Source organism: Spirosoma koreense (genome assembly GCF_054777875.1).
In genome coordinates, this window is record NZ_BAAHAC010000007.1 from 31,256 (window position 1) to 44,552 (window position 13,297).

General features: G+C 50.7%; 8 protein-coding genes. 5 read left to right on the forward strand and 3 right to left on the reverse strand.

The window, feature by feature from the left end; translation table 11 throughout:
- The first annotated feature begins 1 nt into the window (after position 1).
- From ACYVC2_RS10725 to ACYVC2_RS10745, 5 genes are read left to right on the forward strand one after another with little or no spacing between them, the layout of a single operon-like run.
- Positions 2-1,132, forward strand: coding sequence for a hypothetical protein (locus ACYVC2_RS10725; protein ID WP_461102399.1), 1,131 nt, complete (start codon positions 2-4; stop codon positions 1,130-1,132).
- A gap of 9 nt (positions 1,133-1,141) precedes the next feature.
- Positions 1,142-2,404 (forward strand): TolC family protein, encoded by a 1,263-nt coding sequence (locus ACYVC2_RS10730; protein ID WP_461102401.1) that lies wholly within the window; start codon positions 1,142-1,144, stop codon positions 2,402-2,404.
- Positions 2,405-2,427: 23 nt separating this feature from the next.
- Positions 2,428-3,375, forward strand: coding sequence for an efflux RND transporter periplasmic adaptor subunit (locus tag ACYVC2_RS10735; protein ID WP_461102403.1), 948 nt, complete (start codon positions 2,428-2,430; stop codon positions 3,373-3,375).
- On the forward strand, positions 3,365-6,445 hold the full coding sequence (locus ACYVC2_RS10740; protein WP_461102406.1) for an efflux RND transporter permease subunit: 3,081 nt from the start codon (positions 3,365-3,367) through the stop codon (positions 6,443-6,445). The genes ACYVC2_RS10735 and ACYVC2_RS10740 overlap by 11 nt, the downstream gene beginning before the upstream one ends.
- Entirely contained in the window at positions 6,442-7,458 is a 1,017-nt protein-coding gene (locus ACYVC2_RS10745; protein ID WP_461102408.1) for a YncE family protein, read from the forward strand. The genes ACYVC2_RS10740 and ACYVC2_RS10745 overlap by 4 nt, the downstream gene beginning before the upstream one ends.
- Before the next feature lie 532 nt (positions 7,459-7,990).
- Here the strand turns inward: ACYVC2_RS10745 and ACYVC2_RS10750 are convergent.
- From ACYVC2_RS10750 to ACYVC2_RS10760, 3 genes are read right to left on the reverse strand one after another with little or no spacing between them, the layout of a single operon-like run.
- Positions 7,991-9,424 (reverse strand): hypothetical protein, encoded by a 1,434-nt coding sequence (locus ACYVC2_RS10750; RefSeq protein ID WP_461102410.1) that lies wholly within the window; start codon positions 9,422-9,424, stop codon positions 7,991-7,993.
- Positions 9,425-9,473: 49 nt separating this feature from the next.
- Positions 9,474-12,242 (reverse strand): TonB-dependent receptor, encoded by a 2,769-nt coding sequence (locus ACYVC2_RS10755; RefSeq protein ID WP_461102412.1) that lies wholly within the window; start codon positions 12,240-12,242, stop codon positions 9,474-9,476.
- A gap of 32 nt (positions 12,243-12,274) precedes the next feature.
- A complete protein-coding gene (locus ACYVC2_RS10760) occupies positions 12,275-13,243 on the reverse strand; it encodes a metallophosphoesterase (RefSeq protein ID WP_461102414.1) in 969 nt (322 codons plus the stop codon).
- Positions 13,244-13,297 lie beyond the last annotated feature (54 nt).

Sequence of the window (13,297 nt, forward strand, 5' to 3'; positions counted from 1 at the left end):
AATGATAATACGAAACCTTGTCCTGCCTGGCCTAACGGTTGCCTGCTTTATCGTCCTGCTGCATAGCCCAGCCCGGGGGCAATACCCGATGATTAACGGCAATCCAGCCGCCAGGACCTTGCTGACAGAAGGACTGGATCAGGTCTATGGTAATCAGTTCATGGCAGCCAAAGCCACGTTCGCAGATCTTGAAAAATTGACGCCCAGGCATCCCGCTGTTGATTTATTAAGGGGTGTTAGTCTGTATTATCAATGGTTCCCGGCCCGCACGGATGCGAAATTGAAACAACGTTGTTTACAACAGTTAGAACTGGCGGCAAAAAAAGCCGATGACTGGCAGAAAGCCCAAACGAAAAATAACGGCGTTGAGACTCCCGAAGCGATGTTTTTATACTTCACGGCGGAGGCTATGCTGGCTAAAATAAGTCACTATGAGCATGAACCATTCGCAGCTATTGGGCACGCGAAGAATGCATATCCTTATATTCAGAAAGGCAAGGCGTTTCAGCAGTACTATCCGGACTTTTACCTCTCGACGGGCCTCTACAATTTCTACCGCGAGGTCTACCCCCAGATTCACCCATTTTATAAAACGGTTGCCTGGATCATGACCGCCGGGGATAAAAAACTGGGCATGACTCAGCTCCAATTAGCGACCGAAAAGGCTCTCTTTGTCCGAACGGAGGCCATCCTTTATCTAACACACTTATTAACGGATTACGAAAATAGACCAGCCGATGCGCTGCCCTATTTGGCTCAACTGATTATCAAGTATCCTGGCAATCCGTACTGGCGTTACAAGTACGCGGAAGCACTCCTCAATGCACACCATACAGAAGCTGTTCCCCAGGAAATCAGTCAGTTGATGGGGACTTCGGAGATGGTCTATCATCAGATGGGGACGCTTTTGAAGGCTCGTTACGCTCTGGAAAAAGGGCACCGATCAGCCGCCCAAACGTGGGCTAACGAAGTGGTTCGCAGTTCGGTGCGGGATGAATCGGTGCGGGCCTACGCGTATCTGGTTCTGGCCAGAATAGCCCGCCTTGAGGGGCAGGATAAACAGGCGAAGCAGTACTACAAAAAGATGCTTGAATTTGCTGAGTTCCCGGTATTACGTAATGAGGCTCCCTAATAAAGAACGATGCGCATCACTAAATTAATAAGCGGGCTATTAATAGTAGGCCTGTTGGATCAGAACCTGCCTAGCTATGGACAGGATATATTGGTTCATCGGGATCTGAATTTTTACCTCCAAGAAGGACTTATCAACAGTCCGGTGCTGAAAGATAACGTGAACGCCATTACGCTGAACCGGATTGACAGCCTGATTAATGTGGCCATCAATAAACCCTACGTGCAGGCCATTGGTCAGTATCTCTACGCACCCGCTGGCACGAATTGGGGATACGACCAGAATACAACCAACGGGGGCGCCTACACCGGCCTGATTCAGGCGAACCGAAATCTGCTGTACCGCCGGAACCTACGTATTCAGAACGGCTTAAACTCTGCTCTGCGCGATTCGCTGGTCAATATTATCCACATTACCCGAAACGACCTCCAGAAATCCATTGTCGACCTCTACCTGACCGCTTATCAGGACTACCAACAGATGGTCATTTTTAATGATTTGTACCAGATTCTCTCCCGACAGAACAACGTACTAAAGGAGCTGCTTCGCAAGGCGTTGTTCAATCAGTCGGATTATCTGGCGTTTCGGGTCGACTGGCAGCAAAGTGAGGTGAATTACGAAGGCGCTAAAGTGCAGTATTTCCAGGATTTGCTGGCCCTCAATACGCTCTGCAATATCCCCGAAACGAGCCTGGTCCGACTCGAAAAACCAGCGCTGGTTCCACAGCCTCAGTTTATGCTCGACGATAATCCGTACTTGCTCCGGTACCACTACGATAGCCTGATAGTGGAACGCAATCGCCGGGTGATCGACATCTTTTACCGGCCTGCCCTGGATGTAGTGGTTAATGCCGGTACGAACGCCATCAGTTCAGATCTGATTACCCGGCGCTTTGGCTACAGCGTTGGATTGAACTTCACCATGCCTATTTACAACGGAAATCAGCGTCGGCTACAATACCAGAAACTAGACGTTGAACAGCTCAACATTCGCAATTACCGCAACCAGTACCTCAACCGGTTCAATTTGCAACTTCGGACGGTGAACGAGCAATTACGGGTGAATCAAAACCTAATAAGTATCACCGAAAAACAGAACACGGATGTTGAAAACTTATTGACCATCAGTCAGACGAGGCTCTATCGGGGCGATATATCGGCCATTGATTACCTGCTTATCGTGCAGCGTTACCTGAATAGCAAACTGACACTGAATCAATTAACGGTTCAGCGGCAACGCTTCATCAATACGTTCAACTACCGAAACTTTTAATGGCCTCAACTATGCCCCACGTTATGAACAGACAACTTATTATTGTGCTTATCGGGATGTGGGTTCTGACGGGCTGTAGCGCGTCGTCAACCAGCGACAACGCTACCCAGACCGCCGACGGTGCGCCAAAACCAAAAACGCCCGTCGACGTGACGACCGTAACGGCCGACTCATTTCGGGTTGACAAAACGTTTCGGGGCATAACGTACTACCTCACTAGTGGCGATATTAAATCACCTATTGCGGGCTACGTGACCAAAGTGTATGTCAAAATTGGCGACCAGATTCGGAAAGGATCCCCTCTATTCGGACTGGAAACCAAAGAAGCCTATGCCCTGGGCGGCAAAAATTACTTGAATGACCCAACGCTCAAAAACATCGGCCAGCTGACCATTCGGGCCACCGAAGCCGGGCTGGTTACGCTAGTGCAGGCCGAAGAAAACGAGTACGTGCAGGATGGCGGTTTACTGGCCAGTTACTCAGCCCCTGATATGTTTGTCTTTTTGATTGAGGTACCGGCTGAGCAGGATTCATCTATACACGTGGGCAGCATCTGCAGCATTCAGCTCTCAAATGGTCGGCGGATTGGCGGACGGATTTCCCGCACACTGGCTATGGCCGATTCCCTCTCGCAAACCGAACGATTCGTCGTTAAACCTGACCGACCGATGGTGCTGCCGGCCCGGCTCCAGCTGGCCATAACCTTCACGGACCAGCAACACAATCAGGCCCAGTCGCTGCCTAAAGAAGCCGTGCTGGCCAACGAGCTCCAGACGGATTTCTGGGTCATGAAGCTCGTCAATGATACAACGGCGATACGCGTACCGGTCAAGATTGGCCTCCAGCGCGAAACCCGTATTGAGATTCTGAGTCCCCGGTTCAGTCCCAAAGACCGCTTTGTCAGTAAGGGCGGCTACGGGCTGGCCGATACGGCATCCATCACCATAAACCAACCCGCTCATGGCCACTAAGCCAACTGCCATTGCGCCCGGTTTCTTCCGTTTACGCAAGCCGATTCTGGGGCTGCTGATCCTGCTGCTGGTGGGGGGTATTTTTGCGTACCGGACTATTCAGGTTTCCTTATTTCCCGAAAAAACGTTTCCCAAAATCAAAGTCATTGCTGATGCGGGCGAACAACCCGTTGAGCTGATGATGGTGGCCATCACCCAGCCGCTTGAAAATGCCGTCAATCAGGTAGAAGGAGTAGAAATGGTTCGCAGCACCACCAGCCGGGGCAGTTCCGAACTGTCGATTTATTTAAACTGGTCGGTGGATATGGACGTATCGTTGCAGCGCGTCAATGCCCGGATCAACCAGATTCAAAATACGTTATTGCCCAACACGACCCTGTCGGTGGAGAAGATGTCGCCATCGATTTTGCCGGTGATGGATTTCGCCCTGACCTCTAACAGCCGCGACCTAATTGAACTGCGCAAGCTGGCTCTCTACACCATTCGTCCGTACCTAAGCCGAGTGACGGGCGTATCGAACATACAGGTAATGGGTGGACGAACCAAAGAGTACTGGATTATCCTCCAACCCGACAAACTGGCGAGCCTGAACGTGACACCGGTTGCCATCACGACTGCCCTGGCAGCAACGAACTTTATTCAGGCCGACGGGCTGGTGTCGGACTACCACCGCCTGTATCTGACGCTCACCGATGCAACGGTCCATTCCCGGCAGGATGTTGAAAACATCATCATTCGCAGCGATGGGCAACGAGTCCTGCGTTTAGCCGATGTAGCCGCCGTTGAACTACACGAGCAGCAAGAGTACACCAAAATTGAAGCGAACGGCAAGGAAACGGTCCTGGTCAATGTTGTTAAACAGCCCTCGGCCAACCTGATTAATCTCAGTAACGGCATCACCCAGAAGGTTAAGGAATTACAAAACCTGCTGCCCGCCGATGTAACGCTGACACCCACCTACGTCCAGGCCGATTTTGTGAGCGAGGCCGTTAAGAGCGTGACGGACAGTATTTTTATTGGGTTGGCGCTGGCCATCATTGTCACCAGCTTGTTTCTGCGGTCACTGAAAGCCAGTATCGTTATTCTGGTCACGATACCGGTTATCCTGGCCGCTTCGATTTTGATCCTGTACGTCATGGGCTACACCCTTGATATCATGACACTGGGCGGTATTGCAGCCGCCATTGGCCTTATTATCGACGATGCCGTCGTGATTGTGGAGCAGATTCACCGGGTTGAGGAAGAGCATGAGGGGAAATCAGATGCTCACACAATTCAGCAGGCTATCAATTATCTCTTTCCGGCGATGGTTGGTTCGTCACTCAGTACGATTGTCATTTTTATCCCCTTTTCGTTAATGAGTGGTGTAGCGGGCGCTTTTTTCAAAGTGCTGGCCACCACAATGGTCGTTACACTCACCTGCTCATTTCTCATTACCTGGCTGGGATTACCGGTGATTTACGGTCTGTTCGGATCGAACAGAAAAAAGAAGAAAGATACCGCTACGCATCCTGCCATTGGCAACGTGCTATCCGTTTTCATTCGTCGCCCCTGGATCGCTCTTGGCCTGGCGGGAGCGATGGGGTTAGCGGTCTTCTTGATCTACAGTCAGCTGGAAACAGGTTTTCTGCCAGACATGGATGAAGGGTCCATTGTGCTCGATTATCACTCTGAGCCGGGTACGTCGCTGGACGAAACCAACGTCATGCTTAATGGGGTCGACAAACAGCTAAAAACCATCCCGGAAGTAGCGGCTTATTCCAGACGAACAGGCGCTCAGATGGGCTTTTTCATTACCGAACCCAACGGGGGCGATTACCTGATTTCGCTCAAAAAAGACCGTACGCGCTCCACCAACGAAGTCATCGACGAGTTACGGAGCAAAATCGAAGCTACCCAGCCGGGCCTGACGGTTGACTTTGGACAGGTCATTGGTGATATGCTCGGCGATCTGATGAGCGAGCCCAACCCCGTGGAAGTGAAAGTATTTGGCAATCAACCCGCCGAACTTCGTCCGTTGGCCAACCAGCTTAGCAGCATTGTGACGAAGGTGCCCGGTACTGCCGATGTCTTCAACGGCATCACTGTCGCCGGGCCGTCGGTAGTGTTTAGTCCGAACTCCAGTGCTCTGCTCCAATACGGCCTGACTCCCCTCGACCTGCAAAACCAGTTGACAACCCGGCTGATTGGCAATGAGGTGGGCAATATTCTGGAAGGCAATCAATTCATCAAAATGCGGCTAAAATATCCAGGTATGGGCAGCGATTTACAACTGCTCAGGCAAAGCCCCGTTTTTACTGCCGATGGCCGTAGTCGTCTCCTGGGCGACTTCGCCAGCGTGCGGGTCGATTCGGGTACGGCCGAAATTCAGCGGGAAAATCTCCAGCCAATGGTTGCCATTACGGCCAGCCTTGCGAACCGCGATCTGGGCAGTGTGATGAACGAAATTCAACAGAAAGTAAGCACTGGCATAACATTGGCATCTGGTCAGCATATCGAGTACGGTGGGGCCTACGCTCAGCAACAGCAATCGTTTCGGGAGTTGCTGCTGATTCTGGTATCAGCCTCGCTGCTGGTGTTTATCGTGTTACTATTTCTGTTCCGCGATTTGAAAGCCGCTGGGTTGATATTGCTCATTTCAGTATTAGGCGTATCAGGTTCCTTTATGGCCTTGTTTATTACCAAAACTCCGCTTAACGTAGGCAGCTATACCGGCATTATTATGATTGTGGGTATCATCGCCGAGAATGCCATTTTCACGTTTCAGCAGTTCGCCATTCACCATCAAAACGCCCCGGTTGCGGAATCCATCGAATTCGCCATTTCGGCCCGTATTCGACCGAAACTCATGACCGCTACCAGCGCCATTGTTGCCCTGATGCCACTGGCGCTGGGTATCGGTTCGGGCGCGCAACTGCATCAGCCATTAGCCATTGCCGTGATTGGCGGGTTCTGCGCGGCCCTGCCGCTGCTGCTCCTGATTTTTCCCGGTTTATTACGATTAGCGTACAAAGATAAATCAGTTAATAAATTGATTGACAAACCAGTAGACAAAACTAAAGCTATATGAAAGCATTCTGGATTTCTGCCGTATGCCTGTCTTTAACAGGCCCGCTCTACGCCCAATCGGCGACTTATCAACTCGTCAAAAAAACCACCATTGGGGGCGAAGGGGGTTGGGATTATCTGCTGGCCGATGCCGACGGAGGCAAATTGTACGTATCGCACGGGACACAGGTGGAGGTACTCGACCTGAAAAATCACGAAAAAGTGGGAGTCATTACACCAACACCAGGCATTCATGGAATCGCCGTTGTGCCGGGCACGTCGGTCGGTTACACTACCAACGGTCGCCCAAACACGGCCACGATGTTTGACACAAAGACATTCAAAGCCAACAAAGAAATACCGACGGGTAAAAAGCCGGATGCGATTCTATACGACGCTTTCTCCAAGCGGGTGTTCATTTTTAACAACGAAGGCAATAGCGCAACGGTGCTGGATGCGACTACTGGTAACGTAGCAGCCACTGTCGAGCTGGGCGGGGCCCCTGAAGCGGCCGTTACCGACGACTACGGCCTGATATTCGTGAATCTGGAAGACAAAAACGAAGTAGCCGTTTTCGACGCGAAGACATTAGCTGTCAACCATCACTGGAAGCTGGGCAAAGGCGAAGAACCCACCGGGTTGGCTTTCGACAAACCGCATCACCAGCTGTTCAGTACCTGTAATAAGGTAATGGTTGTACTGGATTCGCAAACGGGTAAGGTGCTGGCAGAAGTACCAACGGGAAGCGGAACCGATGGAGCCGTATTTGATCCGTCGACGGGCTCGGCCATCAGTTCGAACGGGGAAGGTACGTTAACGGTGGTGAAAGAAGTCAAACCGGGCAAATTTGAGGCCGTTCAAACAGTGACGACCATGCGCGGTGCCCGTACCATTACCATTGATCCCATGAGCCACCACATTTTCGTCACAACGGCGGAGTTCGGTCCCGCACCAGCTCCTACGACGGAAAATCCACGACCCCGTCCGGCGGTGAAACCCGGTACGTTCATGGTTTTGGAATACGCTGCCAGGTAGGGTTTAGTCATGTGCGGATTTTGGGAGTTCCCGTCACCAGGGCGGTCGTAAAAGGCAATGACCTGATCTAAACTCTGGAAAAGGCAAGGTTTACCTACGTCCGTTTGTTTGGTGCAGGCATTCAGCTACCATGAACAGAAAAAACGAAGTCAGTAATCCCTAAAGCAGTAGAGTTGTTTTACTTTCATTCGATCAAACGATTTAGTGCTTTCAGCTTCCAGCCAACGGACATATACATCCAGAAACTGCTGAAATGCCCTGAATACGGGGTTGGACGCCATGCGGGATATATAACCCTTTATATCTTACCTATTTGAATAAAAACAGGTGGTTTCAGGTGACAAAATGTACCGCCCGAAACCACCTGTTTTATGGGTTGATTACCCTGAACGAGTCGAATTCTTTTCGGCAAGATCAATTGGACGGCTTGTCCGGTTTTACCATCAGTCTGAGCTATCAGTAGGGGCGCATAGTCGTCAGAAACCTGTCTTTAAATCGCTGCCATGAGTCGTTTGCTTTATTTAACTCACCTTTAATGCTGATTACCCTTCCCATTAGCTGGATAACAACCCACATCCGTACTCGGGGGCGTAATTTCGGTCGATCCAAAGTTTGGGCTTATGGGCACAACAGTCAGGGGGCTGAAGCTGGTTGTTCCCTTACCAAGCGCGGGCGATGTTGGCTGTAACCGGAAGTTCCAGGTACCCACAAAGCTGGCGTCGGCTATTTTCTTCGTTGCTACATACGGCAGCGGGAAGTTGACGAACATCGGGTTATTTTTCTGGACGACCACCGATCCGTCATAAACAGAACCCGGTTTGTAGCCAGCAGGCAAAAACGTTGTTGGAGTCGGAATATCCGTCGCCTGTGGCTTGGTATAGAAACCTGTCGGATAAATCTGGTTTGCCATCTTCAACGAATCGACGTAGTTATAGTTATAGCCAGATTTGATGTTGGCCGTATCGGCAACCACCAGAGCATTCCCGGCATAACTGGCCGTAGCCCCAACAACTCGCGGACCATATTTACAATCGACCATTAAGTTGTTATAATAACCGCCCTTCGCACCATTTTCGAAGTTAAGTGATCCTCCACGACCATCCTGCGCCCGACGGTAGCCGTTGGCAACCATCGTGTTGTTATACATCAGGATATTGGTCTGAGGCTGGTTAGGTGCCTGACCATCATTCGAGGCTTTTGGGCCGTTGGTAGCCATACCGATAACAAGGTTATAGGCAAAGTTACCGACTGTGCCTCCCTTCACGTTCCAGGCTTCTCCCCCTGTGAAGCCACATTTCTCGAAGGTATTTCGCATGACATTCCACTTACCACCGAACGGACGCATTGGATCGTCAATCGAGCCGTATACCCATGAATCTTCCAGAACCACGATGCCGTCCGAGTTTTTCGACGTCAGGGTGTAGGCATTGGCCCCGTTGGCCAGGAACGACACCGGTGATGTACCCAATTTACCACCGCCGAAATCGAGGTGTGTCCATTTGATGATAATGTTTTTAAACGTCGTTTCACCCGCAATACCACCCCAGAATCCTTTATAGGCCGGGTCGGCAGTAGGATCAGAGCCTAACGTTTCGTTCTTGACCGCTACCGAACTGGGTACGGTGAAATAGATGGGTTTATCCTGGGCACCGAGTGAAAGCAGTGACCCTTTCACCACAAAATACCACGCACCTTTCCCATCGAACAACACTTTAGCACCCGGCTGAATCAGCAGCGTGTCGCCTTCGTTGATGAACACATCGCCCGTAACGTTGTACGTTGAATCGGCCTTTAGCGTTCCTTTAATCGATCCAGCTAACGGTGTTTTGGTACTTACGGCCTGTCCTACCTGATAAAGGGGAGCCGATACCTGCACATTTTCGGATTTGTTGCAGCTCAGCAGCCCGGGAAACAGGCTGGCAATCATCACGGCGGCTAACCAGCCTAGTTGATTCTTACGTTTCATTCGAATTGATAGGTTATTAGTAAAAAGTAGATAGTTGGCTAATAGATCATTATCGCTTGTAGCGCAGTCCGAGTAGATAGGACTGCTGGAACACATCTTTCTGCACCGTAATCCGGTCACTACGATCTTGATCGGGGTAACCGGTCAGCGTATTAGGACGAAGAATGTCAACAATGATGGGGTTATTGAGTAAGTTGGTGAGTTTAGTGAACACACTCAGGCGACCTCCGTGAAAGCGCTTTTCGGCCGAGAAGTCTAGCTGCGAGGTTCCCCGCTGCCAGTAGTCAAGGTCTTTGTAGGCCGACACAATATTGATCCGCTTGCCTGTATACACCCAGGCCAATTGGGCATCGAAGCCAATACGTCCATTTTTATACATCAGCGACAGGTTAGCAATATGATCCGACTGACCCTGTAAAGGCCGGGTCTGTTCCACGTCGGTCGCTACCGTACTGCCAGAAGCATCGCGGCCATACACTCGTTTGAGTGTCGTGATACTCGATTTGGTATAGGTGTAATTGCCCGATACGCCCCAGTTGCTGAAGTACTTGGCAAACACTAGCTCAGCCCCGTAATTGATGGCCGTACCGTAGTTAATCGGCTGGTAAACGATGTTATTCTGCGCTAACTGACTAAATCCGTATTCAATAGGATTCTGGAGGTTTTTAACAAAGGCTCCTATCAGCAACTGCTCGTTCCCTTGAGGAAACAATTCATAACGCAGATCGATGTTATCAGCTACGGTATGTTTGAGGTTGTAATTCCCTGACTCAGTGAAAAAGTCGCCAGGGAACGCAGCCGGTACAATCTCAAAGTAACCCGGTCGGCTGATGCCCCGGAAGTAAGACAGTCGCAGGTTTTGGCGAGCCGATAACTGGTATTTGAGGTGCAGGCTGGGCAAGATGTCCAGATAACTAATATTTCCCGTTTTTCCGGTTGCAGTGACTGGTAACTGTGACACATACGACTGATTGGTATTTTCGGCCCGTACACCCCCCACTACCTGCCAGTTGCCCCGCGAATACTTACCCTGAATGTAGCCAGCGGCTACCTGTTCTTTGGCTGTATAGTTGTTGGCGTTGGTACTGTCGGGATAGGCATACGATTCGGGCCGGAACGAAAAAATAGCCTTATCGACACTCGTAAATACCTGCCGCTCACCGCCGGGCAGAACCGTCGATAAGGAGTAGTCGTTGTAGTAATTATCCCGGTTTTTATCCCGATACATCCCGCCCACCGACAGATCAACCGTCGGTAACAGGTTGTATGTCAGATTCACATAGCCAGTCAGATCGCGGTCGCTATTATGCGTCCAGATATAGCTCATGTCATTGATATACAGCGTCGATGTTGATTTGCCGTCCACGCCCTGATTGGTACGGTTTGTCACCGAGAGATCGGTCCAATTCGGCGTTTGACTTCCCGCCAGTGAATACACAGCCGACCATTTCAGTTTTAATTGGCCAACGCCTTGGTTAGACCCTAGTGTATGGTCGCCCTGAAGCGTAACATTGTAGATATTCTGCCGCCGGAACACTGATCGGTCAGTCGTCGTTACGTCGCCGATCTGTACCAATTGATTGCCCAATACCGTGCGATGTTGCTTGTCATCAAGCTGCATAAACAGCCCATACAGGCTTAGCTTATGACTGTCCGGGCCGCCGTCGCTATTGAAGACATAATCCGTTTTAAGATTCACGCCTAACCGCGCCTGTTCGTTTGAATAGGTACGTTGTTCCACAAATTCAAAGATGGGCGTGTTGGGCACCGGGTCGGGTGAGGGTTGACCATACAGCCGTAGAAACGACGATTGACTACCTCGATACGTATGTTGGTACGAACCGCCGACCAGAAATCCCAGCCGTTTATTCAGTACCCGATTGCCAATTGACAGACTCATCAACCCGTTGACAGGCCATTGTACAGCCTGATACTGCGCCGTTCGGGTGGAAAAATCGCCTGGTTTGGCTGCGTATCGATTACTGGCGGCTACTTCAGAGGGCGAACGAAAATTAATATCTGCCGTGCTAAATCCCGAAAACGGACGGCTACTGAACAATTGGCTGTAGCCGCCCGAAACGGTGGCATTTACAACCAAGTAATCGGGAGCCGACCGCATAATCATGTTCATGGAGCCGCCAATGGCATCGCCTTCCATAGTGGGAGTCAGCGCTTTGACCACCTCCAGCCGTTCGAGCAAATCAGCCGGAAAAATATCCATCGGCACGAAGCGGTTTTTGTTGTCCGGACTGGGAATTTTGATGCCATTGACCAGTGTATAATTATACCGGCGATCCATTCCCCGGATGATCGCAAATTGTCCGTCGCCGGTCGCGTTTCGCACCACTGATACGCCCGATACGCGTTGCAACACATTAGCCACCGTAAGGTCGGGCAGCAGCGAAATAGCTTTGGCCCCGATAATATTCAGGACGTTGTCAGCTTTTTGCTCGGCTTTTCGGGTATTGTTCTCGCTCTCCCTCTCGCCGGATGCAGTCACAACGACTTCGGCCAAATCGCTACTGCTTTCCGCCAGGCTAAAGTTGTGAACGACCGATTCGCCATCAATCGTGATCGATTTCTGGATTTTCTGGTAGCTGACGTACTGCACTACGCACGTATACGTACCATCAGGAACGCCTTTGATCTGGTAACCCCCATCCAGCCCGACCGTACCACCAAATTTGGTACTGGCCAGACTGACGGTTGCCCCGATGAGCGGCTCACCCGTGCGGGCATCGATTACTGAGCCTTTCAGCGTAGCTGCCTGCACCGTGAGCGATCCAAGTAAGAGTAGTACGTATACAGTTAATTTCATGGTTATGGTATCAAGTCGTTATTGTTTATTCATTAGTTGCCCTGCACCATCAGCGGCTCGATCTGAAACAGCCCCAGTGTGGCTGGATTGATCGTCACTTTCACCGCGTGAATGTTATCTTCCCCGAAGAGTTGCAATCGGGTGAAATTGTCGAGGTCTTTTTTGCCTTTTACGTACATGGGCTTGTCGACCAGGAACACGTGCGAATCGCCATTAACCAGAAGCACTGGTTTTTTAAAGTTCACGGTCCGACGCTGTAGTTGGACTTTGAGGGCCGTAAAGGCATTGGCTTCTTTGGCATCCTTCGCCGGATTATACATATCAGCCTGGGTGAACAGCACCACCGCGATGGCATTGCTGGCTTCAGCCTGATCGAAAACCTCATCGATCCAGGCTAGATTAGCCTTGTTGCGGTCGTAGAACTCGGCGTTATTTCCTTTCGGATCGGGATAAAAGTTGTTGTTCGTACCGACAATATGGACCGTGGCGAAGGCGACGTTACCGTACTGCCAGCGGTTGTTTTCAACGTACCGGGAAAATTCAGCATGCTTGGCCTGCGATATCAGCGGTAATCTGGATTTACCGAGACTGTTCCTGCCATCGAAGAACTGTTTCCGAATAGTCGCCAGTCGCTCATCGACGTCATATTTTCCCGGCGAGTGCTTGTTGCAATCGGTCCACTCATTATCCCCGGGGGTGTAAATCAGCGGCTTTTCAAACTGATTGAAATAGCCAAGTATTTTTTGATAGTACGCATCTGTGCAATCGGTCTCGCTCGACTTGATATCGCCAACATGCACGTTGAAGACCTGATTCTGCTTGTTTACATCCCGGATTAGGTTTTCAAACCGACCATAATCGGCAGGCAGAATGTATGGCATATCACCAAAAGCGACGAAGCTGAAGGTTGCCGGGGGAGGTATCTGCTGCGCCAGCGTCACCGAAAAACAAAGCGCGGCCAGACAAGCCCCTAATAAGGCTTTATCAACGAAAGACAACATAGGTAGTTAAGTTAGCCTGCTACGTACTGGAGTTTACCCAATCAGAACAGTTCG